Source organism: Belnapia sp. AC561 (genome assembly GCF_979252845.1).
The window spans coordinates 286163-311676 of sequence record NZ_CEEDBP010000001.1 but is presented as its reverse complement, the minus strand read 5'-3'; the positions used below and the strand labels follow the sequence as shown (position 1 = coordinate 311676).

The 25514-nt window shown below is 68.3% G+C and carries 25 protein-coding genes; 14 read left to right on the top strand and 11 right to left on the bottom strand.

Annotated elements, in window-relative coordinates; all coding sequences use genetic code 11:
• Nucleotides 1-116 precede the first annotated feature (116 nt).
• Both AC0IW9_RS01560 and AC0IW9_RS01555 read right to left on the bottom strand, forming a co-directional pair.
• Entirely contained in the window at nucleotides 117-476 is a 360-nt protein-coding gene (locus AC0IW9_RS01560; protein WP_471646440.1) for a response regulator, read from the bottom strand.
• Between the two features lie 254 nt (nucleotides 477-730).
• Nucleotides 731-3100: a xanthine dehydrogenase family protein molybdopterin-binding subunit gene (locus tag AC0IW9_RS01555; protein ID WP_471646439.1), complete on the bottom strand. Its 2370-nt coding sequence runs from the start codon at nucleotides 3098-3100 to the stop codon at nucleotides 731-733.
• A 138-nt stretch (nucleotides 3101-3238) separates the two neighbouring features.
• Here AC0IW9_RS01555 and AC0IW9_RS01550 point away from each other — a divergent pair, with 138 nt between their 5' ends.
• Together AC0IW9_RS01550 and AC0IW9_RS01545 are read left to right on the top strand one after the other, a co-directional pair.
• Nucleotides 3239-4207 (top strand): Bug family tripartite tricarboxylate transporter substrate binding protein, encoded by a 969-nt coding sequence (locus tag AC0IW9_RS01550; RefSeq protein WP_471646438.1) that lies wholly within the window; start codon nucleotides 3239-3241, stop codon nucleotides 4205-4207.
• A gap of 10 nt (nucleotides 4208-4217) precedes the next feature.
• Complete coding sequence (locus tag AC0IW9_RS01545) at nucleotides 4218-4544, top strand: multidrug DMT transporter permease (protein WP_471646437.1); 327 nt, start codon at nucleotides 4218-4220, stop codon at nucleotides 4542-4544.
• A gap of 36 nt (nucleotides 4545-4580) precedes the next feature.
• On the opposite strand, the gene AC0IW9_RS01540 is transcribed toward AC0IW9_RS01545, so the two are convergent.
• From AC0IW9_RS01540 to AC0IW9_RS01530, 3 genes are all read right to left on the bottom strand, one after another.
• Nucleotides 4581-5375 (bottom strand): N-acyl homoserine lactonase family protein, encoded by a 795-nt coding sequence (locus AC0IW9_RS01540; protein ID WP_471646436.1) that lies wholly within the window; start codon nucleotides 5373-5375, stop codon nucleotides 4581-4583.
• 83 nt (nucleotides 5376-5458) lie between these two features.
• Entirely contained in the window at nucleotides 5459-6361 is a 903-nt protein-coding gene (locus tag AC0IW9_RS01535) for an NAD(P)-dependent oxidoreductase (RefSeq protein ID WP_471646435.1), read from the bottom strand.
• Nucleotides 6361-6759 (bottom strand): carboxymuconolactone decarboxylase family protein, encoded by a 399-nt coding sequence (locus tag AC0IW9_RS01530; protein WP_290318840.1) that lies wholly within the window; start codon nucleotides 6757-6759, stop codon nucleotides 6361-6363. Before AC0IW9_RS01530 ends, AC0IW9_RS01535 begins: the two co-directional genes overlap by 1 nt.
• Nucleotides 6760-6874: 115 nt before the next feature.
• On the opposite strand from AC0IW9_RS01530, the gene AC0IW9_RS01525 reads away from it, so the two are divergent.
• Nucleotides 6875-7759: an alpha/beta fold hydrolase gene (locus AC0IW9_RS01525; RefSeq protein WP_471646434.1), complete on the top strand. Its 885-nt coding sequence runs from the start codon at nucleotides 6875-6877 to the stop codon at nucleotides 7757-7759.
• A gap of 21 nt (nucleotides 7760-7780) precedes the next feature.
• Here the strand turns inward: AC0IW9_RS01525 and AC0IW9_RS01520 are convergent, their stop codons facing one another.
• Nucleotides 7781-8173, bottom strand: a complete 393-nt coding sequence (locus AC0IW9_RS01520; protein WP_471646433.1) for a CHAP domain-containing protein — start codon at nucleotides 8171-8173, stop codon at nucleotides 7781-7783.
• Nucleotides 8174-8525: 352 nt separating this feature from the next.
• Here AC0IW9_RS01520 and AC0IW9_RS01515 point away from each other — a divergent pair, with 352 nt between their 5' ends.
• Nucleotides 8526-9077, top strand: coding sequence for a hypothetical protein (locus tag AC0IW9_RS01515; protein ID WP_471646432.1), 552 nt, complete (start codon nucleotides 8526-8528; stop codon nucleotides 9075-9077).
• Entirely contained in the window at nucleotides 9074-9598 is a 525-nt protein-coding gene (locus AC0IW9_RS01510) for a hypothetical protein (protein WP_471646431.1), read from the top strand. Before AC0IW9_RS01515 ends, AC0IW9_RS01510 begins: the two co-directional genes overlap by 4 nt.
• Before the next feature lie 104 nt (nucleotides 9599-9702).
• Here AC0IW9_RS01510 and AC0IW9_RS01505 read toward each other — a convergent pair whose 3' ends face one another.
• Both AC0IW9_RS01505 and AC0IW9_RS01500 read right to left on the bottom strand, forming a co-directional pair.
• Nucleotides 9703-10599: a hydroxymethylglutaryl-CoA lyase gene (locus AC0IW9_RS01505; protein WP_471646430.1), complete on the bottom strand. Its 897-nt coding sequence runs from the start codon at nucleotides 10597-10599 to the stop codon at nucleotides 9703-9705.
• The gene (locus AC0IW9_RS01500; RefSeq protein WP_471646429.1) at nucleotides 10596-11783 is read right to left on the bottom strand and encodes a CaiB/BaiF CoA transferase family protein; all 1188 of its coding nucleotides are present in this window, start codon (nucleotides 11781-11783) and stop codon (nucleotides 10596-10598) included. Before AC0IW9_RS01500 ends, AC0IW9_RS01505 begins: the two co-directional genes overlap by 4 nt.
• A gap of 285 nt (nucleotides 11784-12068) precedes the next feature.
• On the opposite strand from AC0IW9_RS01500, the gene AC0IW9_RS01495 reads away from it, so the two are divergent.
• The 3 genes from AC0IW9_RS01495 to AC0IW9_RS01485 all read left to right on the top strand — a co-directional run bounded on the left by AC0IW9_RS01495 (nucleotide 12069) and on the right by AC0IW9_RS01485 (nucleotide 15593).
• Nucleotides 12069-12245 carry a hypothetical protein gene (locus AC0IW9_RS01495; protein ID WP_471646428.1) on the top strand — a complete coding sequence of 59 codons (177 nt, stop codon included), beginning with the start codon at nucleotides 12069-12071 and terminating at the stop codon, nucleotides 12243-12245.
• Entirely contained in the window at nucleotides 12242-13639 is a 1398-nt protein-coding gene (locus AC0IW9_RS01490) for an amidase (RefSeq protein ID WP_471646427.1), read from the top strand. The genes AC0IW9_RS01495 and AC0IW9_RS01490 overlap by 4 nt, the downstream gene beginning before the upstream one ends.
• Before the next feature lie 115 nt (nucleotides 13640-13754).
• Nucleotides 13755-15593, top strand: a complete 1839-nt coding sequence (locus AC0IW9_RS01485) for a monovalent cation:proton antiporter-2 (CPA2) family protein (RefSeq protein WP_471646426.1) — start codon at nucleotides 13755-13757, stop codon at nucleotides 15591-15593.
• On the opposite strand, the gene AC0IW9_RS01480 is transcribed toward AC0IW9_RS01485, so the two are convergent.
• On the bottom strand, nucleotides 15577-16374 hold the full coding sequence (locus tag AC0IW9_RS01480) for an SDR family NAD(P)-dependent oxidoreductase (protein WP_471646425.1): 798 nt from the start codon (nucleotides 16372-16374) through the stop codon (nucleotides 15577-15579). The two genes, AC0IW9_RS01485 and AC0IW9_RS01480, sit on opposite strands and share 17 nt — an antisense overlap.
• 100 nt (nucleotides 16375-16474) lie before the next feature.
• On the opposite strand from AC0IW9_RS01480, the gene AC0IW9_RS01475 reads away from it, so the two are divergent.
• The 5 genes from AC0IW9_RS01475 to AC0IW9_RS01455 all read left to right on the top strand — a co-directional run bounded on the left by AC0IW9_RS01475 (nucleotide 16475) and on the right by AC0IW9_RS01455 (nucleotide 21262).
• The gene (locus AC0IW9_RS01475) at nucleotides 16475-16867 is read left to right on the top strand and encodes a hypothetical protein (protein ID WP_471646424.1); all 393 of its coding nucleotides are present in this window, start codon (nucleotides 16475-16477) and stop codon (nucleotides 16865-16867) included.
• Nucleotides 16864-17685 (top strand): ABC transporter permease, encoded by an 822-nt coding sequence (locus tag AC0IW9_RS01470; RefSeq protein ID WP_471646423.1) that lies wholly within the window; start codon nucleotides 16864-16866, stop codon nucleotides 17683-17685. The genes AC0IW9_RS01475 and AC0IW9_RS01470 overlap by 4 nt, the downstream gene beginning before the upstream one ends.
• Nucleotides 17682-18329, top strand: a complete 648-nt coding sequence (locus tag AC0IW9_RS01465; RefSeq protein ID WP_471646422.1) for an ABC transporter ATP-binding protein — start codon at nucleotides 17682-17684, stop codon at nucleotides 18327-18329. Before AC0IW9_RS01470 ends, AC0IW9_RS01465 begins: the two co-directional genes overlap by 4 nt.
• Before the next feature lie 70 nt (nucleotides 18330-18399).
• On the top strand, nucleotides 18400-19488 hold the full coding sequence (locus AC0IW9_RS01460; protein ID WP_471646421.1) for a KpsE/RkpR family capsule polysaccharide export protein: 1089 nt from the start codon (nucleotides 18400-18402) through the stop codon (nucleotides 19486-19488).
• Nucleotides 19478-21262: a polysaccharide biosynthesis/export family protein gene (locus AC0IW9_RS01455; protein ID WP_471646420.1), complete on the top strand. Its 1785-nt coding sequence runs from the start codon at nucleotides 19478-19480 to the stop codon at nucleotides 21260-21262. The genes AC0IW9_RS01460 and AC0IW9_RS01455 overlap by 11 nt, the downstream gene beginning before the upstream one ends.
• A gap of 188 nt (nucleotides 21263-21450) precedes the next feature.
• Here AC0IW9_RS01455 and AC0IW9_RS01450 read toward each other — a convergent pair whose 3' ends face one another.
• Together AC0IW9_RS01450 and AC0IW9_RS01445 are read right to left on the bottom strand one after the other, a co-directional pair.
• Nucleotides 21451-23655: a glycosyltransferase family 4 protein gene (locus tag AC0IW9_RS01450; protein ID WP_471646419.1), complete on the bottom strand. Its 2205-nt coding sequence runs from the start codon at nucleotides 23653-23655 to the stop codon at nucleotides 21451-21453.
• Between the two features lie 108 nt (nucleotides 23656-23763).
• Entirely contained in the window at nucleotides 23764-23886 is a 123-nt protein-coding gene (locus AC0IW9_RS01445; RefSeq protein ID WP_471646418.1) for a hypothetical protein, read from the bottom strand.
• A gap of 210 nt (nucleotides 23887-24096) precedes the next feature.
• Here AC0IW9_RS01445 and AC0IW9_RS01440 point away from each other — a divergent pair, with 210 nt between their 5' ends.
• Nucleotides 24097-25455, top strand: a complete 1359-nt coding sequence (locus AC0IW9_RS01440; protein ID WP_471646417.1) for a glycosyltransferase family 4 protein — start codon at nucleotides 24097-24099, stop codon at nucleotides 25453-25455.
• The last annotated feature ends 59 nt before the right edge of the window (nucleotides 25456-25514 follow it).

Sequence of the window (25514 nt, the reverse complement as noted above, 5' to 3'; positions counted from 1 at the left end):
TGCGAAGGGCCAGCGGTTATGGGACTCTGGCCGAAGGTGGCCTGGACCCATTCGGCGCCAAGGCTGACCGCGCGCCTAGCCTCGGTTCCGGAGCATGCGTCCTGTCGCTCCGACCGCTATTTGCAAAGGCGGCCGAGAGCAGTGGTCAGATCATCCGGATCGTAGGGCTTGGCCAGAACCGGCACGGCCACATGGCCGGGCGGCAGGCCATCCGCGCCATAGCCGGTGGCAACCACGAAGGGCACGCCCAAGGTCACCAGCGCATCGGCCACCGGGGTGGATGTCTCACCCGCCAGGTTGAGGTCAAGCACGGCGACATCGGGCTTCTCCCGCTGCAGCAAAGCGAGCGCCTCCGCCACAGTGGCGACCGGGCCAAGGACAATGGCGCCGGCATCCAGCAACGCATCCTCCACCAGCATCGCCACCAGCGCCTCATCCTCCACCACCAGAATGCGCCGCCCGGTGAGCTTGGTCATGCCGCAGATCCTCCTACGCGAAGGTCAGGAATCAACCCTGCCCCGCAACTTTCCACCGCTCCCCCGGAGGCAGAACGGACGATGGTGGGCCAGCATCCGGAATGCCCGACCCCACCGGTCGCGACCATCCTAACCCCTTTTGTTCGCCAGCGGGATAGCCGGAGACAGTGGCATGGAATGGCCATGAAAGGTCTATGGCGACCCTTCATGGCCAATTCGTGGATGGACCAAGGCAGATGCAGACCGCGGCCGCTTCAGCCCCTCGCCGTGTGGATCGCGCGCCAGATGACTTCCGGCGTGGCGGGCATGTCGATGTGGCTGATGCCGAATTCGGACAGGGCATCCACCAGCGCATTCATGACCGCAGGCAGGGAGCCGGCACAGCCTGCCTCTCCGCAGCCCTTGGCCCCCAGGGGATTGGTCTTGCAGACCGAAGGATGGCTCTCGAAGCCGAAATCCGGCAGGTCCGCGGCCCGCGGCAGGCAGTAATCCTGATAGCTGCCGGACAGGAGCTGGCCTTCCTCGGAATAGGAAACCCTCTCGTAGAGAGCCTGGCCGATGCCCTGGACGATGCCGCCATGCGCTTGGCCGGCGACCAGCAGCGGGTTGACCATCACGCCGAAGTCATTGACCGACATGTAGCGGACCACCTCGGCATGGCCGGTCTCCGGCTCGATCTCGACCTCGGCGATGTGGCAGCCGTTCGGGTAGGCCTGCGGCGCCTCGCCGAAGACGTGGCGGACGTTGAGGTCGGTGGGCAGGTCCGGCGGCGGGTTGTTGGCGGTGCGGATGCGCTGGGCCAGTTCCATGATGCCGATGGAGCGATCGGTTCCGGCGATGGTGAAGCGGCCCAGGCCTTCGGGGTCGCGGGTGAACTCGATGTCGCCGGCCGCGGCCTCGAGCATATGCGCGGAGGCGAGCTTGCCCTTCTCGATGACCAGCTGCGCCGCCTCGACGATGGCCGCGCCCGAAGCCATGAGCGACTTGGAGCCGCCAGTGCCGCCGCCGGCGATCAACAGGTCGCTGTCGCCCTGCATCAGCCGGATCTTGTCGAAGGGCACGCCGAGATAGCTGTGCAGCACCTGGGCGAAGGCCGACCAATGGCCCTGGCCGTAGTCCAGCGTGCCGGTGATGATGGTGACGGTGCCGTCTTCCTCGAAGCGGATCTCGCCCTGCTCCTTCATCGGTGGGGCGGTGCACTCGAGGAAATTGCCGATTCCCCGGCCGCGCAGCAGGCCCTTCCGGGCGCTTTCCGCCTTGCGGGCCTCGAAGCCATCCCAGTCGGCCTTTTCCAGCGCGTCCTCCAGCAAGGCGGAAAAGTCGCCGCTGTCGTAGACGCTGCCGTTGGAGGCGGTGAAGGGAAGCTGGGCGTCGGTGATGTGGTTCAGCTTGCGGAGCTCGATGGCGCTGCGGCCGGTCTCCTTCGCGGCCTGCTCCAGCAGGCGCTCGAAGAAGTAGTTCCCCTCCGGCCGGCCGGCACCGCGATAGGCGGAAACCGGGGTGGTATTGGTGACGACGCAGATCGTGTTCACCTCGATCAGCGGCGTCGCATAGTTGGACTGGACGTTCTTGACGAAGTTGCCGGTGCCCATCAGCGGCGCCACGGTGGCGAGGTAGCCGCCCATATTGGCATAGCTGGTCAGCCGGACGGCCAGCGCCTTGCCGGCCGCATCGAGGGCGAGCTCGGCCTCAACCTCGTGGTCGCGGCCATGCTGGTCCGAGAGGAAGGAGCCGGTGCGCTCGTCGGTCCATTTCACCGGCTTGCCCAGGACCTTGGACGCATGCAGCAGGCAGAGGTATTCCGGATAGGCGCTGGCCTTCATGCCGAAGGACCCGCCGACATTGCCGGTGAGGATGCGAACCTTGTCGGTGGGCACCTTCAGGACGTCGTTCGCCATCTGGGCGCGCAGGCCGAAGACGCCCTGGCTGCCGACATGCAGGGTATAGCGGCCGGTCTCGGCATCGTAGTCACCGATGGCGCTGCGCGGTTCCATCGCGCAGACGACGACGCGGTTGTTGCGGATGGACAGCTTCGTGACATGGGCGGCCTGTCCGAAAGCCTCGGCGACCTTGGCGCTGTCGCCGAAATGGAAGTCCAGCACGGTATTGTTGGGGATATGGTCGTAGAGCTGCGGCGCACCGGGCGCGGCGCCGGCCGAGGCTTCGGTGACCGCGGGCAATACGTCGATATCGACGAAGACCGCTTCCGCGCCGTCACGTGCCGCGGCCTTGGTCTCCGCCACGACGAAGGCAACCGGGTCACCGACGAAGCGGACCTTGTCCATCGCCAGGGCCGGGCGCTCGATGTTCCGCAGCGGCGAACCGTCGCGGTTCTTCAACGGCAGGGCGCATTTCATCGGGCCATAGCCGCCCTCGGCCAGATCGGCGCCGGTGAAGACACCGAGCACGCCGGGGACTTCCTTCGCTGCCGCGGTCTCGATTGCGGTGATGGTGCCATGGGCATAGGGGCTGCGGACCATGACGGCCCAGAGCTGCCCAGGCAGGCTGATGTCATCGGTATAGCGGCCGCGGCCCTGCAGCAGGATGGGATCTTCCTGGCGTGGTACGGATTGGCCGACGCCGAACTTGAGACGGGTCATATCCGGCATGGCGGTATCGGGCATGGGTCTCGCTTTCTTCACTAGGATCGCTGTCTAGATCGAGCCTAGGGCAGCTTTGTCCAGGGCGCGACCCTGGCCGGGCGTGTTGACAGGTGCGCCGGCCACGGCAAGGGTCAGCGAAAAGGCAGACTGGGGGGACAAATGCCGCAATTCGGGCGCCGCAGCGCGCTGGGTCTGTCGCTGGGCCTGATCGCCGGTGCCGCAGGCGCGGAGGACTGGCCAGGGCGGCCCTTGCGGCTGGTGGTGCCCTTCGCGCCCGGCGGGGCATCGGATTTGCTGGCGCGGCTGCTGGCGGAACGGCTGGCGGCCCCACTCGGCCAGCCCGTCATCGTCGAGAATCGGCCGGGCGCAGGGGCGACCATCGGGGCCAATGCTGTGGCGAAGGCCACGCCGGACGGTCTGACCCTGCTCTATGGCACGCCAGGGCCGCAGATCATCAATCCCAGTCTCATGCCCGGCCTGCCCTATGACCCGGAGCGGGATTTCGCACCCATCGTCAGCCTGGTCACGGCCCCAAACCTCCTGGTCGTCCACCCGTCCCTGCCGGTACGGACGGTGCCGGAGCTGATCGCCCTGGCCAAGGCACGGCCGGGGCAGCTCACCTTCGGCAGTTCGGGAATCGGGGCGTCCTCCCATCTCGCGGGGGAGATGCTGAAGCAGATGGCCGGGGTGGAGATCATCTATGTGCCCTTCCGCGGCAGCGGCCCGGCGATCCAGGAGCTGCTTGCCGGCCGCATCTCCTTCCTGATCGATACGCTGTTGTTGTTCAGCGAACATCGGGCGACCGGGGCGCTACGGGCCATCGCGGTCAGCACGCCGGGCAAGTCCAGCCTGATGCCGGATCTGCCGACCATCGCCGAGACGTTGCCCGGCTTCGATGCGGCGGCCTTCAACTACCTGACGGCCCCGGCGGGCACGCCGGCGGCGGTGATCGCGCGGCTGAACCGGGAGGTGAATGCGATCCTCGCCGATCCGGTCTTCCGCCGCCGGCTGGGCGAGTTGGGGCTGGAGCCGATCGGCGGCACGGCGGAGGCCACCGCGGCGACCATCCGGGCCGAAGCGGCGCGCTGGCGCAGGGTGATCGTGGCCGCCGGGGTCAAGGTCGAGTAAAGCGGCCTTCATGCAAGTCTACTTCATCGCGCTGATCCTGCTTTCGCTCGCCGGCGTCATCGAGGCGCGATGCAGCACGCCAGGGCTCCGGCCTGCCGCCGCGGCGGCTGACAGCGCCTTCAAGATCTTCGGGCGATCCGCCTTCTTCTTCTGGCTGGTGCTGCTGGCCTGGGGCTTCTGGACGCTGCACTGGACCCAGCCGGTCTCAGGGCTGGTGGCATCGCTGGCGGCCAATGCCCTGCTGGTGCAAAGCGGAGCGCGGCCCTATTGGCCGGGCCTTGCCATGGCGCTGTCGTTGATCGGGCTTTACCTGACGGCGGTGGTGCTGGCGCGCTGAAGCGCGACGGCTCAGGCCGGGCCGCCACGCGACAGGTCAGGCGATGGCGGGAAGATGCAGGGCCACGACCTCGCCGTTCTGGCCCTCGACCGGCTGGAAGCGGGCACGGACCTCCGGATCATGGCCCGCGATCACCCGGCTTTCGTCGCCTTCGGCCAGCCGCTTCGAAATGCGCCAGCCCTGGGTCATGGCGCCGAGGTCGAAGATGATCGGGAAGGGATTGCTGGTCCGGTCGTTGGCGTAGAAATGCAGCGCATCCGAGGCGATGACCACCGGCCCCCGCGCGGTCTGCACCCGCACCACCTGCAGCCCATCCGAATGACCGCCGACGCGATGGACGCTCACACCGGGCGCGACCTCGCCCTCGCCGTCGTGGAAGACGACCTTGTCGGCATAGAGCGCCTTGACCATCGAGATGACGTGGTCGGCCTCGAAGGGTACCCGGATGCAGGCGGTGCACATGTGCCGGCCGGTGGCGAAGGCCATCTCGCGGTCCTGGATATGGACCTTGGCGCCGGTGAAGATCTCGATGCTGCCGGCATGGTCGTAGTGCAGATGCGTCACCACCACGTCCCGCACCTTGGCCGGGTCGCAATCCATGGCCAGCAGGCTATCGGCGACGGAGCGATGCAGGGTACGGCCGCGCTTCGCGGCGCAGGCGGCATCGAAGCCGGTATCGACGACGATCTCGTGCCCATTCGGCGCGCGCAGCAGCCAGACGAAGTAGTCGAGCGGCATGGCGTCATGCGGGTCGGCGACGGGCAGCAGGAAGTTGGATTGCGCCGGGCGTTCATGGCGCCCGTAGCGGATGGCATAGGCTTCCCAGATCATGTCGTTCTTCCCCCGCTTCTTGGTGCTTGCTTTGCTGGCACGGATGGCGGGCAGGGCAGCGCCGCCCTGCCCGCCTGCCGGTCCTACTTGTTCCCGCCCAGCGTCTCGCCCGCCAGCTTTTCCGAAAGCTGGGTGACCGCCGTATGGTTCAGCCCGGGGCCGAGCGCGGTCAGCGCCGAGGCCCACATCTCCCGGCACAGCGCCGAGAAGGGCGTTGGCGTATTGGTATCGCGCCCGACCTCGAGCGCGATGCCGAGGTCCTTCACCATCAGCTCCAGGCCGAAACCGTCGTCGAATTGGCGGTTCAGGACGTATTGCTTGAACTTCTTCTGGCTCGAATTGGTCATGCCGGAAGAAGCGTTCAGCACGTCCACCATCTTGCCGGCATCAAGGCCGAAGCGCTGGCCGATCAGCAGGGCCTCGATCCCCATCAGGAAGCCGCCGGCCGAGACGAGGTTGTTCAGCGCCTTCATCGCCTGACCGGCGCCGATGCCGCCGCAGCGGTGGATGCTGGTGCCCATCGCCTTCAGCACCGGCTCGGCGCGGTCGAGATCCGCATCGGCGCCGCCGACCATGATGGCGAGCTCGCCGGTCTTGGCCCGCGGCACGCCGCCCGAAACCGGCGCATCGATCATCGCCACGCCGCGGGCGGTGAGCTCGGCCGCGATCTCCCGGGTCTTGCCGGGCTGGCCGCTGGTCATGTCGATGACCAGGGCGCCGGCGGCGAGTACCGGGGCGATCTGCGCGGCGACCTCCCCCACCTGCTTGCTGGTCGGCACGATGGTGACGACGCAATCCATGCCCTTCGCCGCGGCGACCGGGTCGGTGGCGGCGGTGCCACCGGCCTCGGCGGCGAATTTCGCCGCATGGCCGGGCCGGGCATCACAGACGGTGACGGCGAAGCCGGCCTTCACCAGGTTTGCCGCCATCGGCCAGCCCATGTTGCCGATGCCGATGAAGCCGATGGTCTTGATCGGGCCCGCCATCACTTCGTCCCCGGCAGGGCGCCTTCCTTCACCAGCACCTCATGCGCCGCCTTGAAGGCGTCGAGCCCGGCGGGGATGCCGCAATAGGCGGTTGCGTGCAGCAGGGTCGCCTTGATCTCCTCGACCGTCACGCCGTTGGTCAGGGCGCCCTTGACGTGCAGCTTGATCTCGGGCGCGCGGTTCAGGGCGGTCAGCATCGCCAGGTTCAGCAGGCTGCGGGTCTTGCGGTCCAGCGTCGGGTCGCCCCAGGCCCAGCCCCAGGCGATGGTGGTGGTGGCGCGCTGGAAGGCCATCATGAAGTCGTCGGCCTTGGACATGCTGGCATCGACGTATTCGGCGCCGAGGACTTCGCGGCGGATCGGCATGCCCTTGTTGAACAGGGCTTCGTCTTCGGACATCGGGTCTCTCCCTCAGGCGGATGATGGCGCAGGCTGGCCCCGGGCGCGGCGCCGGTCAACCGGTGCCAAGCGGCCCGGCAGCCGCTAGGATCACGGCAAACCGGGAGGGATTCCGATGTTCTTCGAGGGCTTCACGCTGGAGGAGCGCGTGGTGGATGGCCAGGCCATCCGGTTGCGCCGGGGTGGGGAAGGCCCGCCCCTGCTGCTGCTGCACGGCAATCCGCAGACCCATGCCATGTGGCACAAGCTGGCGCCGACCCTGGCGCGGCGCTTCAGCATCATTGCCCCGGATATCCGCGGCTATGGCTTCTCGGCCAAGCCGCCGGCCAGTCCGGACAGCGCCGGGATGTCGAAGCGCGCCCTGGCCGCGGACCTCGTCGGGCTAATGCGCGACCTGGGACATGAGCGCTTCGCCGTGGTGAGCCACGACCGCGGCGCCCGGGTGGCGCATCGGCTGGCGCTCGACCATCCGGAGCGGGTCGAGAAGCTCTGCACCATGGATATCATCCCGACGCTGGCGCATTTCGAGCGGGCCGACATGGCCTTCGCCATGGGCTACTACCACTGGTTCTTCCTGGCCCAGCCACATGACAAGCCGGAACGGATGATCCTGCGCGACGTGGAGGACTGGTTCGACCTGCATACCTCCCGCGAGCCCAAGGACCGCGGCTTCTTCCACCCCGAGGCACGGGCCGACTACCTGGCGGCGCTCCGGCTGGAAGGTACGGTGCGCTCGATCTGCGAGGACTACCGGGCTGCGACAGGGATCGACCTCGAGCACGACCGGGCCAGCCGAGCGGCAGGAGAGAAGATCCGGTGCCCGCTGCTGGCGCTCTGGGGGGCCAAGGGCTCGATCCCGAAGTGGTACGACGCGCTGGCCATCTGGCGGGACTATGCCGCCGGCCCGGTCAGCGGCGGCGGCGTCGCCAGCGGGCATTATCTCGCGGAGGAAGCGCCGGAGGAGGTGCTGGTGCATCTCGGCGCCTTCCTCGGCGGCTGAGCGGCCCAGCGGTTGAGCGGCTCAGCGGCCGGCAGTGACCACCCTCGGGTGCACGAAGCCATAGGCCGGGAAAGGCGTGGCGCCGAGGGCGCCGCTGGGCGGGTACCAGACCTTGACGATAGACCAGTCGTTGCCGGGCGAGACATCCGCCACCGCCTGGTCGCGGGCAACCCGGCCGCGGTTGCCGGTACCGCCAGGCGCCCAATTGGCATGGTCCACGCGAATCTCCCGATCCGAGACAAGGCGGGAGACGACCGCGACATGGCCCATCGGCAGGCGGGAAGTCCGCATGAGGACGAGGACGCTGCCGGGCTGTGGCACCCGGCTGCGCTCATAGCGAGGGGCAGCGGCTTCCCACCATTGCCAGGCGTCGCCACGCAGGGCGAGGCCTGAGCGGGCCCTGGCATAAGGCACGCAGGAGAGCGCGCCACCGGTTTCAAGTGTCGTCCCTGTGGGTTGGAGTCGCGTGCTGCCGCACCCCGCCAAACCCAGCAGCAAGACGAGCAGCAAACGGCCCAACACCCCGAATCCGCCCCCAGGATCCCCCGATCCGGCCATGAGACTAGCGCCAGCGGCCCCAACCGTCAGGTGAAAAGCACAGTCTTCCAGCAGCTTGCGGCGCATTACTGTTATGCCACACGCAGACCCTCGCCCTCGCCCGCCGAGTGTGCTGAAAGATGCGCCTTGCGGGGGCGCCAAATGCCGACCTGACGCCTTCCAGGCGGCGGGAGCAGGGGTCCCTGTTTCTGCCAGGAAGGGCCAGCTGATGACCGAACAGACTTCGCGGCCACGCCGCCGCCACGGTGCAGCGCCGCTTGCGCTGCTGCTCACCGGCGCCATGCTGGCCGCCCAGCCGGCCAGCGCCTTGCCGCGTTGCGCCGCCGACGCCGACCAGACCGTCTTCGAACTCGAGGCGCTCAAGACCGAACTGATGGTCGTCGCTACGACCTGCAAGTTCGAGGACCGCTACAATGCCTTCGTGCAGAAGTATCAGCCGACGCTGGCAACCAATGGCCGCGCCTTTGGCCAGTACTTCATCCGCACGCATGGCGGCGTTCGCCCCGGTCAGCGGCAGAACGACATCTACATCACCGAACTCGCCAATGTCCGCTCGAACGTCGCCCGCCAGCTCGGCAGTGATTACTGCTCGCGCAATGGCGGGTTGTTCGAGGAAGTGATGGCGCTGCCCTCCGCCACCGACCTGCCGGCCTATGCCGCCGGGAAGGACCTTCTCTCCGCTGGCGCCCCGGCCTGCGATGGCGCTCCCGCGCCCCGCGCCACGCCCGCCCGCCGCACCGCTGGAACCCATTCCCGATGAACGCGCGCCTTTCCGCCTGTCTTCCCCTGGCCATGCCGCTGACCCTGGCGGCGCTGCTGGCGGGCTGCGCCGAGCCGATGGCCACCCGCACCGTGGCGCCGACCGCACGGGTTTATGCCAATGACCTGGCTGGTGGATCGCGGCTCTGCACCGTGCCGCGGCCGGTCAACCTGACCCCTGGGCAGCCGACCGAGGCGACCATGGTCCTCGACAACGACGGCGGCTGGTGCGGCATCCTCGTCGCGCAATCCGGGCCGAAGCCCTTCGACATGGGGCTGGTCGAGACGCGGCCGACGAATGGCCGGCTGCATATCCACAAGGTCGGGGACAATACCCGGGTGGATTACATCCCGAACGCCGCCTATGGCGGGCCGGATGCCTTCGCGGTGCGGCTGGTGCCGGGTGGCGCGACGCTTCGCGTGGCTGTGACGGTCAACTACACGGCGCCGCCGGCTCCGCCGCCGCCGCCGGCCCATGTGGCACCGCAGCGCCGGACGCCGGCCCCTGCGCGACGCCGGTAAATAGGCTGGGGGAGGATACCCTCCCCCAAGCCCGCTTCGTTTCTTAGCCAGCGGAAACAGACGGTGGTCCGGGAGAATATCTTCTCCCGGACTTTTTTTCGTCTTCAGGCCGCCTTTCGCGCCGCCGGCACCCGCCGCATCGCCCCGCCCGGCGTCGCACCGGGAATGGCCGCCGCCATATCCGCCGCGACCAGCAGCTTGTCCCAGGTCACGCCGGTCTCGACGCCGCGCCGGCGGAACATCCAGACGACATCCTCCATGGCGACATTGCCGGTCGCGCCCGGGGCGAAGGGGCAGCCGCCGATGCCGCCCGAGGCCGCGTCGAAGACCTGGCAGCCGGCTTCCCAGGCGGCGACCACGTTGGCCACGCCCATGCCGTAGGTGTCATGGCCATGGAAGGCGAAGCGGGTGCCCCAGGACTGCACCGCCTGGGAGAAGATGCGGCTGACCTGATCGGGGGAGGCATTGCCGGTGGTGTCGCAGATGGCGATCTCCATCTCCGGATCCAGCGCCATCACCTGCTCCACCAGGTCCAGGGTGTCCTGCTCCGGCACCACGCCCTCGAAGGGGCAATGGAAGGCGCAGGACAGGTTGAAGCGGATCTTCGTCCCCTTCGGCGCGTCGCGGACGATGGCGCCGAGATCGGCCAGGCTATCGGCCCGTGAGCGGTTGAGGTTGGCTTGGTTGTGGCCCTCGGTCACCGACATGAACAGGCCGAGCCGGTCGGCGCCGGCCTTCATCGCCAGGTCGAAGCCCTTGCGGTTCGGCACCAGCACCGTGCACTCGAGGCCTTCGAGCTGCTTGGCGTATTGCAGCACCGCCCCGGTATCGGCCATCTGCGGGATGGCCTTGGGCGAGACGAAACTGCCGATCTCCATCCGGCGCAGCCCGGCTTCGTAGCTGGCTTTCACCAGGGCGATCTTGGTCTCGGTCGGGACGAAGGCGGCGATGGATTGCAGCCCGTCGCGCGGGGCGACCTCGGAGAGTATGGCCTCATTCATGGGGTGGCCTCCTGCAAAAGCGTGGTGAAGACATGGTCGTTGTGCGCCCCGGCGGCGGGGCCCGTCCAGCGCACCATGTCGCGGGGGGAGACGCCGTCGAAGCGGAAGGGCGCGGCGGGGTGCAGAACGCGGCCGAGCAGCGGGTCGGCGACCTCCATCACCAGGTTGCGGGCCTGGAAATGCGGGTCCTCCACGCAATCCTTCATGTCGAACAGGCGGGAGCACGGCACCTCGGCGGCTTCCAGCACGGCCTCGGCCTCGGCGGCGGTCTGCGTCACGGTCCAGGCGGTGATGGCGGCATCCAGCTCGGCCACGTTCTCGCAGCGGGCGGCGTTGTTGACGAAGCGCGGTTCGGCGGCGAGTTCGGGACGGCCGATGGCGGCCATCAGCCGGCGGAAGATCAGGTCGGAATTGCCGGCGATGCAAAGCCATTTGCCGTCGGCGCATAGATAGGTATTCGTCGGCGCCGCGGTCTTGATGGCGGCCCCTTGCGGCTGCCTGACCCAGCCGAACAGCCCGTATTCCGGCAGCATGCCCTCCATCAGCGAGAAGACGCTGCCGACGAGGTCGACGTCGATGACCCGGCCACGGGCCTCCGGGTTGCCCTTGATGCCCCAGCAGGCGGAGACCAGCCCCATCGCCGCATACATGCCGGCAAGGTCGTCCGAGATCGAGACGCCGCAGCGCGGCGGCGGCAGCTCGGTCTGGCCCGGGTTGGCGGTGAGGTGGCGCAGGCCGCCCATCGCCTCGCCGATCGCGCCGAAGGCGGGCTTGTCGCGGTAGGGCCCGTCCTGGCCATAGCCGCTGATCCGGGCGATGACGAGCCGCGGGTTCACCTGATGCAGCGCCTCCGGGCCGAGGCCATAGCGCTCGAGCTGACCGGGGCGGAAATTCTCGACCAGCGCATCGGCGCGACCGACCAGCTGGCGCAGCTTCGCCTTGTCGTCCGGGTTCTTCAAATCGAGCGTGACCGAGAGCTTGTTGCGGCCATGGACGCTGAACCAGACGGCATGGCCCTCGACCTGGCTGCCCCAGCCGCGCACCGGGTCGCCCTCGGGCGGTTCCACCTTGATCACTTCCGCCCCGAGATCGGCCAGCAGCCGGGTGGCGAAGGGCGCGGCGATATAGTGGCCGAGCTCGATGATCCTCAGCCCGTCCAGCGGCAGGCCTGATGCTTGGGACATGCTCTCTCCGGCGTTTCTTCGTGGCCCTGCATAGCCCCGTGCGGAGCCCGAAAAAAGCCGCGCTTTAGAAACGATACTTCAACGAATGGGGGTCATGCTTCGTCTCGGGCCAGCGTGCTGGCCTTCTCTCCCCATCGCGCCGTGGCGCCTGCCCCCTCCCCCCTTACAGGCAGGCAGCCTCCCTCCCAGCGGCGTGCAACTCTCGGGGGCGGCACCCACACGGGTTCCGCCCCCGTTTTTTTTGCGCCACCATCGCCGCATCGCAGCATGATGGGACCGCATGCCATGTCCGATACCGCCATCCTGGCCAAAGCCGCCGGGATCGACCGCGCCCTGCGGGACCACCCGGCCGATGTCGAGGAAGCCGTGGCCCTGGCCGCCCGCTTCCGCGGTGCCTTCACCCGCCCGACGGACCCGGCTGCCGAACCGACCCCGCCCTATCGTGCACCGGTGTCCCGATGAGCGCGCCGCATAGCCTGCCGCTGGCCGAGGCCGCGGCGCTGATCGCGGCGAAACGCCTTTCCCCGGTTGAGCTGCTGCAATCCTGCCTCGACCGCGTCGCCGCCGTGGAGCCGAAGCTGAACGCCATCATCCGGCTGGTCGCGGATGAGGCCATGGGCGATGCCCGGGCGGCTGAAGCGGAGATCGCCAGGGGCGGATCGCGTGGGCCGCTGCACGGCATCCCGGTCGGGCTGAAGGATATCATCGACCTCGCCGGGCATCCGACCACCTGCCATTCGAAGCTGCAGATCGACCGGGTGGCGACGGAGGATGCGGTTGCCACCGCCCGGTTGCGGGCGGCCGGCGCGGTCTTCCCGGCCAAGCTCTCGACCCATGAATTCGCCATCGGCGGACCGGCCTTCGACCTGCCCTTCCCGCCCGCCCGCAATCCCTGGAACCCGAAGCACCACCCTGGCGGCTCCTCCTCCGGCTCGGGTGCCGCGGTCGCCGCACGGATGTTTCCGGCGGCGCTGGGGACGGATACCGGCGGTTCGGTCCGCCACCCCGCCAGCCATTGCGGCCTGGTCGGGCTGAAGCCGACCTATGGGCTGGTCTCCCGTCGCGGCGTCTTCCCGCTGGCCTTCACCCTGGATCACGTCGGGCCGATGACCCGCACGGTGCGGGACAATGCGCTGCTGCTGAATGTCATCGCCGGACATGACGCGGGCGACCCCGGCAGTGCCGCGCATGCCGCGGAGGACTACACCAGGGATCTGCACAAGGGGCTGAAGGGCCTGCGGATCGGCTTCGTCCGCCACTTCCATGAAAGGGATCAGCCGGCGACACCGGAGATGGCCGCCGCGCTGGATGCCGCCGCGGCGCTGATGGCGGCCGAGGGCGCCACCATCAGCACCGTCACCCTGCCGCCGCTCGGCGAATTCGCCGGCGTCAACCGGACCATCCTGCTGCCCGAGGCGACTGCCATCCATGAGACCTGGCTGAAGGAGCGTCCGGGCGACTACGCCCATATCACGCGGCGCCGGCTGCTCCCGGGCCTCTTCGTCTCCGGCACCGACTACGTCCAGGCGCAGCGCCGCCGACGCCAGTTGATCGCCGCCGTGGAGGAGGCCTTCGCCGAGGTGGATCTGCTGCTCTGCGCCAGCTCGATGGACCCCGCCTGCCTGATCGACGACCCGGCCGAGGTCGAGCGCACCTATCCGCGCCAGGCCCGCACGCCCTTCAACGTCACCGGCCACCCGGCCGTCAGCATCATGTGCGGGATCAGCCAGGCGGAGGGCCTCCCGCTCGGGCTGCAGCTGGTGGCGCCGAGCTTCGGGGAAGCGCTGATCTACCGCGCCGCCGCCGGCTACGAGCGGGCGGCACCCTGGGCCGCGCTGGCGCCCGCCATCTCCTGACCTGCCCGCTACCGCCCATCACCGGCGAACGCTCGCTTTTTGGTGACCAGGGCGGTAGCGCCAGGACCGGCGTCCCGGGCTAATCACGCCGGGCGTGATTCGGGAAAGGGTATTCATGGCCGGCGAAACCCATGGCATCGATCTGGTCGAGGTGGTTGCCCTCTTGGGCGCCGGCGTGGTCGCCGTGCCTGTCTTCCGCAAGCTGGGGCTCGGCTCGGTGCTTGGCTACTTCGCCGCCGGCCTCGCCATCGGGCCCTTCGGCCTGCGCCTGGTCGCCGACCCCGCGACCATCCTGCATACCGCCGAGCTCGGCGTCATCATGCTGCTCTTCATCATAGGATTGGAGATGCAGCCGTCCCGGCTGTGGAACCTGCGGCGGGAAATCTTCGGCCTGGGTGCCGCGCAGGTGGTGGTCTGCGGCCTGCTGCTGACCGGCGCCGGGATCCTGGCCGGCCTCGCCCCGGCCGTCGCCTTCGTCGCCGGGATGGGCTTCGTGCTGTCCTCGACCGCCGTCGTCATGCAGATGCTGGACGAGGCCGGTGAGACCTCGACGCCGCAGGGGCAGAAGGCGGTTTCCATCCTGCTTCTCGAGGACCTTGCCATCGTCCCGCTGCTGGCGGCGGTCGCCTTCCTTGCGCCGGGGGAGGCCGGACCGGAGGCCGCACCCCGCTGGGTCTCGGTCGGCATCGCGCTTGCGGCCGTCGTCGTCCTGGTCGCGATCGGCCGCTGGCTGCTGAACCCGATGTTCCGCATCCTCGCCGCCGCCCATGCGCGGGAGGTGATGACCGCCGCCGCCCTGCTGATCGTGCTGGGCGCCGCGCTGCTGATGGAACTCGGCGGGCTGTCCATGGCGATGGGGGCCTTCCTGGCGGGGGTGCTGCTGTCCGAGAGCAGCTTCCGGCATCAGCTCGAGGCCGATATCGAACCCTTCCGCGGCATCCTGCTCGGGCTGTTCTTCATCGCCGTGGGCATGTCACTGGACCTGCCGGCGCTGGCGCGGGACTGGCAGGTGATCCTGGCCGCGGTGGTCGGCTATACGCTGGTCAAGGCCTTGGGCATCTTCGCCGTCGCCCGCGCCTTCGGGTCCGGAACACGGGCTGCCGTCACCCGGACGACGTTGTTCGCCCAGGGCGGCGAATTCGCCTTCGTGCTCTACGCGGCCGCGGGCGCGGCCGGCATCCTGGATGCCCGGACCAATACGATCTTCACCGCGACGGTCATCCTTTCCATGGCGATCACCCCGGTGGTCGCCACCTTGGTGCGACGCTGGATGCCGCCGCCGCCGGCCTCGACCGCGGAGGTGGATACGGCGGAGGACCTGCAGGGCGACGTTTTGGTCGTCGGCTTCGGCCGCTTCGGTCAGGTGGCCAGCCAGGCGCTGCTGGCACGCGGCCTGCACGTCTCGATCATCGAGAATGATGTGGAGATGATCGTCGCCGCCAGCGGCTTCGGCTTCAAGGTCTACTACGGCGATGGGACCCGGCTCGATATCCTGCATGCCTCGGGGGCCGGGCGGGCCCAGGCCATCCTGGTCTGCATCAACGATGCCACGGCGGCGACCCGGATGGCGCATCTCATCCGGGCCGAATTCCCGCTGGTCCCGGTCTTCGTCCGCGCCTTCGACCGGGGCCATGCGCTGGACCTGATCGCCGCCGGGGTGGACTACCAGATCCGCGAGACCTTCGAATCTGCCATGCAGTTCAGCGGCGCGGTGCTCCGCCGCCTGGGCGTGCCGGAGGAGGAGGTAGCCAGCCTGACGGAAGACGTGCGCCGCCGGGATACGGAGCGGCTGGAGTTGCAGACCACGGGTGGCATCTATGCCGGCTCCGACCTCATGCGCAGCAACCGGCCGGTGCCGGAGCCGCTGACGACGCCGAAGCGGCCAGGCCAGGTGATCGGGGCGCTGCCGGAGCAGGTCGCGGGCCTCGTTGAGGGTGCTAGGCGTCCGGCCTGATACGGAACCGGAAGCGCCGCACCAACAGGTCCGACAGCGGGGCGGGCAGCAGGGCCAGGGCCCGCAGCCCCGCCCCCATCGGCCAGGGCAATACCGCCCTGCCCTCACCACGCAGCATGGCCCGGTGCAGCCGCGCGGCGACGGTCCCGACCGGCAACTCGAAGGGATGCGCGCTGAGGAAGCGGGCGCTCATCGCGCTGGTGAAGAAGCCGGGGGCCAGCACGGTCACCCGTAGCCCGGCCGGGCCATGCGCCGCGCGCAGCGCTTCGCCATAGGCCCAGAGCCCGGCCTTGCTGGCGCTATAGGCCGGGCTGTCCGGCAGGCCGCGGAAGCCGGCGACGGACCCCACCAGGGCGATGGCGCCATGACGGCGGCGCAGCAGGGCCGGCAGCAGCGGCTCGATCAGGTTCACCGCGCCAAGCAGGTTCACCGCGATCTGGGCGCTGGCGGCGGCATGACCCTCGGGCTCACCGTCCGGACCGGTGCCGCCATTGATGCCGGCATTGGCGACCAGCCCATCGATCGGCGACAGCGCATCCCAGGCCAGGCCCTGCGCCGCCAGGGCCTGGGCATCGCGCACATCCAGCGTGGCGGTGGCAACCGCGGCCCCGCGGGCCGTACAGGCGGCTGCCGTGGCTGCCAGGGCCTCGCCGCCCCGTGCCACCAGGCCCAGCCGCACCCCGGGCGCCGCAAGGCGCAGGGCCAGTGCGGCGCCAAGGCCACGGGATGCGCCGGTGATGACCACATGGCGCAGTTGGGCACTGGTTAACGCTTCGTTCATGGCGGCGATGCTATAGGGTTCACCCGGCACGCCTGTCATGCGAAACACGCTTGCTGTTGCCTCGCGTTTTGCTAGAGGGAACCGGGGGCATTTAATCGTGATGAACATCGCTTCTGGCACCATCGCATTGCATGCATTGACCGGCCGCGCCTGTGTCGTCGCGGCGCTGCTGCTCGGCGGTTGCACCCAGTTGACCGGCACTCCGGCGCCCATGGCGGCAGCCCCCATGCCGGTGGCTGCTGCACCGATGGATGCCGTGGTGGCCTTCGCTGCCAGCGCCCGACCGGGATCCGAGGCCACCGTCACCCTGGACTCCGGCCGCAGCGCCCGGGTCCGGTTGCTGCGCGCCTATAACGCCGCGAGCGGGCGCGAATGCCGCGAGGTCTTGGTCGGTGGCGGCATCGAGGAAAGGTCGCGCCTGGTCTGCCAAGCCGGTGACCAATGGGCGGATGCCCGGCCCTTGCTGCGGGGCGGCGGCATGCAGCGCCCGTGAGCGGGACCTTTCGCCAGGACGCCCAGCACCGCGGCCGGGCCCCGGATGGGCTGGCCACCGCCTTCCGGCGGCAGTGCCGGGTCATCGGCGCGCTGCTGCTGCGCGAGCTCGGGACCCGCTTCGGCCGTGACAACCTTGGCTATCTTTGGCTCTTCCTCGAACCGGCGATACTGGGCGGGGCGATCGGGCTGCTGCATCTGTTCACCCAGCAGGGCCTGCCTGGCGGGTTGAACCCGATGACCTTCTGGGTCATCGGCTATATCCCCTTCTACCTGCTGCGCGGCGTCATCAACCGGGCGCCGGTCGCCATCGTCTCCAACCAGTCCCTGTTGTACCACCGGCACATCACCGTGCTGGACATCATGATCTCGCGGAACCTGCTGGAAGGCGCGGCGGTCTTCGGGGCCCTGGTGGTCTTCCTGACGCTCTTCGGCATCGTCTACCAGGAGTGGCCGGCGAGCCCCTTCAAGATGATGGCCGGCATGGCGCTGATGCTGCTCTTCGCGCATGGGGTCGCGCTGCTGGTCGCCTTCGGCGCGGTCTATACCGAGTTGTTCGAGCGCATGGTGCACCTGATCACCTATCTCACCCTGCCGATCACCGGCGCCTTCTTCATGCTGTTCTGGCTACCGACCGAGGCGCGCAACGCGGCGCTGTGGATTCCCACGGTGCATATCTTCGAGCTGATCCGGGATGGCCAGTTCGGCAGCAGCGTCCCGACCGAGTATCATCTGGACTACGTGATCGGCTGGGTCGCGGCGCTGAACCTGCTCGGCATGGCCGGGCTGCGCCGGGCCAGGCGTGACCTGGTGCTATGATAAGCCTCAAGGGTATCCATAAGTCCTACCGGACGCATCTCGGCACGCATGAGGTGCTGCGCGGGATCGATGCGACCTTCATGCCGGGCGAGAAGGTCGGCATCCTCGGCCGCAATGGCGCCGGCAAGACCACCCTGCTCCGCCTCATCTCCGGCGTCGAGCAGCCCAATCGTGGCTCGATCCAGCGCGGCATGAGCGTGTCCTGGCCGCTGGGCTTCGCCGGCGCCATGCACTACAGCATCACCGGCGCCGACAATGCCCGTTTCATCGCCCGGATCTATGAGAAGCCGATCCAGGAAACGGTGGATTTCGTCGAGGATTTCGCCGAACTTGGGGAATACTACCGTCTGCCGGTGCGGACCTATTCCTCCGGCATGATCATGCGGCTCGGCTTCGCCTTGTCGCTCGCCGTGGATTTCGAATGCTACCTGGTGGATGAGGTCATCGCCGTCGGCGACACCCGCTTCGGAGAACGCTGCCGCGTGGCACTCGCCGAACGCCATCGCAGGAGCACGCTGCTCCTGGTTTCCCATATCCCGGCCACGGTGCAGGCCTTCTGCACCTCGGCCGCAGTCCTCAACGATGGTAGGCTGACCCGATATGACGATCTGGACGAAGCGATCGCCGTCTACCAAGCTGCCTGAGGTAGCGGGTGTCCTGGACACGGCCGGTTGGTCGGGACCCGTCCCTGCCCCCGGTGGCTTCGGCGCGCGGTTGCGCCGGGCGGCGAAGCGCAATTCCTTCAAGCTGACGGTCCTCCTGCCGACGCTGATCGCCGCGGCCTATCTGGTCTTCATCGCCACCCCGCAATTCGATTCGGAAGCCCGCTTCCTGATCCGCGGCCGGTCGCCGGCACCGCCCTCCGGCATCACCGAGATGATGGCCGGCGCCGGCTTCCGGCCCTCGCATGAGGATGCGATGGGTATCCGCGACTACCTGCAATCGCATGATGCGGTGGGCGCGCTGCGCAGCAAGGTGCCGCTGGTCGACATCTTCCGCCGGCCGGAAGCCGACCTGCTCGCCCGCCTCTGGTGGGAGGAGCCGAGCGCCGAGCGGCTGCTCGACTATTACCGCCGCATGGTCACGGTCGAATACGACACCACCAGCGGCATCACCGCCCTGCGGGTGCATAGCTTCCGCGCCGAGGATTCCCAGGGCATCGCCCGGGAGTTGCTCGGCCTCTCGGAAGCCATGGTCAACCGGCTGAACGAGCGGCTGCAGCAGGATGGCCTGCGCGTCGCGCGGGAGGAACTGGCCCGGGCCGAGGCGCGGCTTTCCGCAGCGCAGCTCGCCATGACCGATTTCCGCGAGCGCGAGCGCGCGGTGGACCCGACCCGCTCCGGCGCCGTCGCGGTGGAGAACATCGGTCGGATGGAGGGCGCGCTGGCACAGGCGCGGGCGGAAATGGGCGAGGCCACGCGCTTCGCCCGTGGCGACAACCCGCGTGTCATGCAGCTGCGCAACCGGATCGAGGCGCTGACCGCGCAGGTGGCCGAGGAGCGCAAGCGGACCAGCGCCAATGAAAGCGGCCTGTCGCAGCAGATCGGCGAATTCGAACGGCTGAGCCTGGACCGCGAATTGGCCCGCGCGCAGCTCAGCTCCGCCACCGCTTCCCTCGAGAAGGCGCGGGTCGATGCCCAGCGCCAGCAGCTCTTTCTGCTGCGGATCGTCGAGCCTAACCTTGCCGAATATGCCCGCTATCCGAAGGCAACGCTCACCGTGCTCTACCTGTTCCTGACCCTCTCCGTTGCCTATGGCCTGGCTTGGCTGATGATCGCCGGGATGCGCGAACATGCGGCATGACGGAATGGCGCGGCCAGCCCTGCTGGCCGCCGCCCTGTTGTTCGGCCTTCCGGCCGCGGCGCAGACTCCGCTGCAGAACCTTCAGGCCCTGCAACAGCAGCAGCTGCTGAACCAATCGGCCGCGAGCCTTGCGGCCAATCGCCCGGTGCAGGCGGCGCCGAGCGGTGCCACCGTGCAGACCCTGCCGAGCCTGCTGCGCTCGGATCGCATCACGTCCCGCCCCGGCGAGGTCACGGAATCCGAGGGCGGCCCGGTCGCCATGGGTCCGCTGGGGGATGGCCAGCGGGCCGGCGGTGCGACCGCCGTCTTCGGCGCCAGCCTCTTCACCCGCGAAGCGACCGCCGTCTCCGATGCGCCGAACCCGAACTACGTCATCACCCCGGGCGATCGCGTCTCGCTGCGGGTCTGGGGCGCGGTGGAGGCGGAGGCGCTGGGCGTCGTCGATCCTTCCGGCAATCTCTTCCTGCCGAATATCGGCCCGATCCGCATCGCCGGTACCCGCGCCGGCGACCTGCAGCGCGTCGTCGAGACCGAAGTGCAGAAGATCTACACGAGCCAAGTGCAGGTCTATGCCGTGCTGCTTTCCACCCAGCGCATCGGCGTCTTCGTCACCGGCTTCGTCCGTACCCCGGGACGCTTCGGCGGTTCGGCCGCGGATAGCGTGATCGACTTCCTCGTGCGCGCCGGCGGCGTCGATGCCGGCCGCGGCTCCTACCGCGAGGTCGCCATCCAGCGTGGTGGCCGCACCGTCGGCAACGTCGACCTCTACCGCTTCCTGCTCGAGGGCCGGCTGCCCGCGGTGCGGCTGCAGGAAGGCGATACGCTGGTGGTCGGCCGGCAGCGCGCCGTGGTCGGCGCCGATGGTGCCGTTCGCAACAACTACCTCTTCGAAGTCCCTGGCCTGCGGATGACGGGCCGGGAGCTGATCGAATATGCCCGGCCGCTACCCTCCGCCACCAATGCCATCGTCAAGGGCACCCGCGGCGGCCAGCCTTTCTCGCGCTACGCATCCTTGCCCGAACTGGCCAACCTGACGCTGGGGGACCAGGACACCGTCACCTTCATCACCGACAGCCCGGCTCGCACGGTGCGGGTCATGGTCGAGGGCAGCCGCATCGGCCCCTCCGTGCTGGTCGCCGATCGCGATGCGCAGCTCTGCCAGGTGCTCGACCACATCGCGGTGGACCCGGTGCTGGCGGATACCCGGTCGGTCTTCCTGCTGCGGCCTTCCGTCGCGCAGCAGCAGCGCCGCGCCATCGACGAGGCCCTGGACCGGCTGGAGCGGCAGCTTTTCCTCGCGGTCTCGCCGACCACCGGCGTCGCGGCGATCCGCGCATCGGAGGCCAATCTCGTCTCCTCCTATATCCAGCGGGCGCGACGGACCCAACCCGAAGGCCGCGTGGTCGTCTCCAGCGCCGAGGGCATCTGCGCTCCGATCCGGGTCGAGGATGGCGATGTCATCGTCATCCCCGAGCGGTCGCAGACCGTGCTGGTCGCCGGCGAAGTCACCGCGCCGCATGCGGTGGTCTGGCGGCCGGAGATGCGGCTGGCGGATTATGTCCGCCAGGCAGGCGGCTTCACCGGTCGCGGCAACGAAGGCTCGATCATGATCCGCCGAGCGAGCGGCGAGCTGGTGCTGGATCCGCAGCAGCCGCCCCGGCCGGGGGATGAGCTGATCGTCCTGCCGCGGTTGGATCCCAAGGCCTTCCAGATCGGCAGCGATTTGCTGGGGCTGATCTACCAGATCGCGGTATCGACCCGGATCTTCCTTTAGCGTGTTAGTACGGGGCGAGGCTGCGACCTCGCCCCTTCGGGCTTCGGCAAAGGCGCTAAACTGGATTGTCGGCGCGACCGCAGTCGTCAGCCTAGTGCTGGCGCAATCGCAGGACGGCTCGAATTTGGTGGCAAGCGACTTCGGGGTATTTGACTAGGGCCAGTACCTGGGACCCGGCCCCTCCCCTCTCAGGAAGCCAGTCGAGGCAGGGCCGCGCGCTCGAGATAGTCCAGCCGGCTGGCCAGGTCGTCCCGGCGGCAGACCATCAGGCTGCGTAGGCCGATACCAACCAGGCGTGGGTCGCCGGGGGCCGGTGTGATGCCGGGTCCGTTTTCGAATTCGATCTCGAGTTCCGCGTCGCCGGCAGCCTCGATCTCCAGCATGCAGAACAGCGCTTCGCCGGCCGCAGCCTGCAGCGTGCGGAAGGTGCCGGTGGGGCCGCCGGCGACCTGAGCGCGGACGCGGAAGGCAATCGCCTGCGGCGGCGCCAGCAATTCGAGATAGACCCGTAGGCGCGCCCGCGGCAGTCCACGCTGCAGCGGCAGGTACAACAGGCTCTGACCCGGCAGGGTCCAAACGCCCCAATCCTCCAGCCGGGACCAACCGGGCCCATCGCGCAGAACATCGGCGATCGCCATGGCAAGGCTTGGCTCGGGTCCCGGCAGCAGGCGCAGCGCATGCACCTCGCCCAGTTGGAATTCGAGATGGTCGCGTGGCGTGGAGACCGGGGTCTCGCCGGACTGACGCACCACGCTGAGGACCTGCCCGGCGACCTCCGACCAGGACCGCAGAGCCGGCGCGGTGGCAATGGTAGCTTCCTGCGCAATGCGGAAGCCCGGCTCGAAAAGCAGCCGTTCCAGCTTCCCGATCAGGTCGGGTTCGCTCTGCGGAGCGAAGTAGACTGTGCCGATGCCGCCGGCTTCCCGCAGGGAGGAATGGTCGGGCACCAGGGGAACCTTGCCATGCGCCAGACTCTCGGTGACGGGCAGGCCCCAGCCTTCATAATAGCTGTTGTAGAGGGTGAAGAGGCAGCCGCCGTAGAGCGCGTTAAGCTCGGTATCGGGCACGCCATGCAGCAGATGGACCTTGGCCCGCAAGGCAGCGGAGTTTTGGTGCAGCCGCAACGCCGCCTCCGCCAACCAACCGCGCTTGCCGACGCAGACGAGGTCCGGCACCGCTTCGGGACCATGCTTGCGCAGCAGGGCCAACCAGGCTCCGAAGGCCAGCATGTGATTCTTGCGTGATTCCAGGGTGCCGACAAAAAGCACGTAAGGCTTCCGCGTCACGCCGGCTGATACAGCCGGGGAGAGCGATTCCGTCGCATTCAGCGGGACCGGGAAACAGGGAATCGAACGGCCCGGCAGAAGCTTGCGCTGAAGCCGCAGGAAATCCGCCTGGGTACAAATCGAATTGGTCAGGACAGCATCGGCATGCAGGCAGAGTGCGGCGAACCAGCGGGCGAAGTCATCGACCAGCGCTGCCGAGCAATGCTCCGGCACCAACAGCGGGATGCAATCGTGGATGAAAGGAATGTAGCGCAACCCATGCTGCGCCTTGGCCTCCCGCACCACCCGCAGGTAGTCGGGGATCCACCAGGAGGTGCCGAGGTTCACGAGGCTGCATCCGGCGGCGAGGCCGAGCGGCAGGCCGTCCCGCAGCGTCTCCTGCACTGCCGCCAGTGCGGCCCGCCAGGCAGGGTCTGCGTGGGAGGTGCCTTCCCGTGAGAGAGCCGCCAGCCTCTCGAACAGCGGCTGCGGCACGGCCTTCCAAACGCCGGCTACCGGATCGAAACCGGCAACGACCAGCCCCGGGCCCATGCCGAGGGCTGCACGGATGATATTGAGCTGGACTCGCTGAATGCCGGTCGGCGCCCGGTTATGCTGGAAATAATCGAGCAGGTCCGAAGCATCGAAAACGATTTCGGCCGCGCCGGCGGGCTGCCCGGCAGCGATATGCGGGGTGAGGCTCGGACCAGGCGTCGGAAGCACGCCCGGTTCGGACATGATGGGATCGAGGGCCATGACCTCGGCCCGGGCGCCGGCATTCCCGGGGTCCAGCACCAGGGCGCGGGCATATTCCTCCAGCGCCTCCTCCTGCCGGTCCAGCCGCTTCAGCACGTGGCCGATCTGCAGATGGATATCGGCGTCCTCGGGCTGGAGCAGTTCAGCTTCCCGATAGGCGCGGAGGGCGGCTTCCGGGTCGCCAGCCTCCTTCACGCAGTGGCCGTATTGGACAAGAAGGGGCCAAGCCTCAGGCCGCAGGCGCAGGACCTCGGCATAGGCGGCGGCGGCTTCGGTCCAATGGCGAACATCCCGGAGCGCATCGGCCCGAGCCAGGATTTCATCCGCATCGGCGACTGCGCCTGGCGCATCCGCCCAAGAGATCATGTCCATCCGCTGGCTCCTGCCTCTGGTGGGCCGTGCTCGCGGCCTGACGCTGTTCGGCAGGAGATGGCTACCGCAAGCAGGACTCTCCCCGTAGATTTACCGGCAGGGGCTCATTCAAGCAAATGCGAGAATGGCGAGTAATACAATCGGCGACAGAAGCAGGAGCACGGCACTGGCACGCACCAGCAGGACCGCAAGGTCGACCATGCCCAGAGCCGCCACGCTGCGCAGCGGCATTGCCGTGTCAGCAACTTCTATGCCGCCAATCCTACCTGACGACCGTGCCACGTTTGGCTCCCGAACTGAATGGGCGATCTGGCACAGTGCCGCTTCGCCTCAGAGGCGATATCATCTTAGCATGAACAACCTGGAAATGATAAACGTCATCGTGGCTGCTCAAGATACCGTGTGCATGGAACCTGATCGTCCGTTTCCGGAAACGGCAGCATGACGCCGCTGCCCGCGCCCGGTCAGCCGCGCGTCTTCCTAGATGGATATAATCTGGCGCTTGACCAGGGCACCGGTGTGGCAACCTATGCGCGCAACCTGAGCTTCGCCCTGGGTCGGTTGGGTCTGCACACGGGTGTGCTCTATGGCACCCGCGCCGCACCGGCGCTGGATCCGCTGATCCGCGAAATCGCCTTTTTCGATGAAAGGGTCGGCACACCACCCCGCTGGCTGGTCGCCCTGCGCCGACTGCGGCGGATGCTGACCACCCCCTTCGGGGAGCTGGCAGTGCGGGTACCCATCACCGGCCAGGTCATCTCGACCACCTTCCGCGACCGGCTGCCGCATTTCGACGAGATCTGGAACGTGCAGGAGCTGTTCCAGCAGGCCCATGCACAGTACGGCATCTTCAAGCGGGAGTTGCGGGTGACCATCCCACAGCCGCCGCAGCTGATGCACTGGACCTATCCGCTGCCGCTGCGCGTGGTCGGCGCCCGCAACATCTACACCATGCATGACCTGGTGCCGCTGCGGCTGCCCTATACGACGCTCGACAACAAGCGCCGCTACTTCCGCATGAACCGCCGGCTCGGCCGCCGGGCCGATCATATCGTCACCGTCTCCGAGGCCTCCCGCAGGGATATCATCAACCTGCTGGGGGTGCCGGAGGAACGGGTGACCAATACCTACCAGGCCGTCGATATCCCTCGGAAATTCACCGAGGTATCCCCCGAGGCAGTCGCGGCGGAAATCCGCGGCAGCTTCGGACTGGAGCCGGGCGGCTATTGGCTGTTCTTCGGCGCGATCGAGCCGAAGAAGAATGTCGGCCGGATGATCCAGGCCTTCCTTGCCAGCGGGGTGGACGGGCCGCTGGTGATCGTCGGCAAGAAAGCCTGGAAGTCGGAGGACGAGCTGCGGCTCATCTTCGACGATCATATCCGCAGCATGGTGATGGAAGGCGGCATACTGCGGACGCGGCGCAAGATCATCCTGCTGGATTATGCTCCCTTCCGCCTGCTGGTGAACCTGATCCGCGGCGCGCGGGCAGTGCTCTTTCCCTCGTTGTACGAAGGCTTCGGCCTGCCGGCCTTGGAGGCGATGCTGCTGGGAACCCCGGTCATCACGTCCAATACCGCCTCCATGCCCGAGGTCGTGGGCGAGGCAGCGCTGACAATCGATCCCTATGACATCTCGGCCCTGGTCGAGGCGATCCAGGCGGTGGACCGGGACCCCGCGTTGCGGGACCGGCTGGCGGCTGCAGGCCCGGAGCGGGCCGCATTGTTCAGCCCGGAACGCTACGCCGCACGGCTTTCGGCACTCTACGGCCAGCTTGGGGTCAAGATGAGCCAGAGGTCCTAGGTGCATGAATGTGCAGCAGAACAACCTTGGGTTATGTTACTGCGTTTTTCGGTAAGATT

Coding starts and splice junctions, on each gene's coding strand:
- AC0IW9_RS01560 (WP_471646440.1), bottom strand. CDS start 476: ATGACCAAGCTCACCGGGCGGCGCATTCTGGTGGTGGAGGATGAGGCG.
- AC0IW9_RS01555 (WP_471646439.1), bottom strand. CDS start 3,100: ATGCCCGATACCGCCATGCCGGATATGACCCGTCTCAAGTTCGGCGTC.
- AC0IW9_RS01550 (WP_471646438.1), top strand. CDS start 3,239: ATGCCGCAATTCGGGCGCCGCAGCGCGCTGGGTCTGTCGCTGGGCCTG.
- AC0IW9_RS01545 (WP_471646437.1), top strand. CDS start 4,218: ATGCAAGTCTACTTCATCGCGCTGATCCTGCTTTCGCTCGCCGGCGTC.
- AC0IW9_RS01540 (WP_471646436.1), bottom strand. CDS start 5,375: ATGATCTGGGAAGCCTATGCCATCCGCTACGGGCGCCATGAACGCCCG.
- AC0IW9_RS01535 (WP_471646435.1), bottom strand. CDS start 6,361: ATGGCGGGCCCGATCAAGACCATCGGCTTCATCGGCATCGGCAACATG.
- AC0IW9_RS01530 (WP_290318840.1), bottom strand. CDS start 6,759: ATGTCCGAAGACGAAGCCCTGTTCAACAAGGGCATGCCGATCCGCCGC.
- AC0IW9_RS01525 (WP_471646434.1), top strand. CDS start 6,875: ATGTTCTTCGAGGGCTTCACGCTGGAGGAGCGCGTGGTGGATGGCCAG.
- AC0IW9_RS01515 (WP_471646432.1), top strand. CDS start 8,526: ATGACCGAACAGACTTCGCGGCCACGCCGCCGCCACGGTGCAGCGCCG.
- AC0IW9_RS01510 (WP_471646431.1), top strand. CDS start 9,074: ATGAACGCGCGCCTTTCCGCCTGTCTTCCCCTGGCCATGCCGCTGACC.
- AC0IW9_RS01505 (WP_471646430.1), bottom strand. CDS start 10,599: ATGAATGAGGCCATACTCTCCGAGGTCGCCCCGCGCGACGGGCTGCAA.
- AC0IW9_RS01500 (WP_471646429.1), bottom strand. CDS start 11,783: ATGTCCCAAGCATCAGGCCTGCCGCTGGACGGGCTGAGGATCATCGAG.
- AC0IW9_RS01495 (WP_471646428.1), top strand. CDS start 12,069: ATGTCCGATACCGCCATCCTGGCCAAAGCCGCCGGGATCGACCGCGCC.
- AC0IW9_RS01490 (WP_471646427.1), top strand. CDS start 12,242: ATGAGCGCGCCGCATAGCCTGCCGCTGGCCGAGGCCGCGGCGCTGATC.
- AC0IW9_RS01485 (WP_471646426.1), top strand. CDS start 13,755: ATGGCCGGCGAAACCCATGGCATCGATCTGGTCGAGGTGGTTGCCCTC.
- AC0IW9_RS01480 (WP_471646425.1), bottom strand. CDS start 16,374: ATGAACGAAGCGTTAACCAGTGCCCAACTGCGCCATGTGGTCATCACC.
- AC0IW9_RS01475 (WP_471646424.1), top strand. CDS start 16,475: ATGAACATCGCTTCTGGCACCATCGCATTGCATGCATTGACCGGCCGC.
- AC0IW9_RS01465 (WP_471646422.1), top strand. CDS start 17,682: ATGATAAGCCTCAAGGGTATCCATAAGTCCTACCGGACGCATCTCGGC.
- AC0IW9_RS01455 (WP_471646420.1), top strand. CDS start 19,478: ATGCGGCATGACGGAATGGCGCGGCCAGCCCTGCTGGCCGCCGCCCTG.
- AC0IW9_RS01450 (WP_471646419.1), bottom strand. CDS start 23,655: ATGGACATGATCTCTTGGGCGGATGCGCCAGGCGCAGTCGCCGATGCG.
- AC0IW9_RS01445 (WP_471646418.1), bottom strand. CDS start 23,886: ATGCCGCTGCGCAGCGTGGCGGCTCTGGGCATGGTCGACCTTGCGGTC.
- AC0IW9_RS01440 (WP_471646417.1), top strand. CDS start 24,097: ATGACGCCGCTGCCCGCGCCCGGTCAGCCGCGCGTCTTCCTAGATGGA.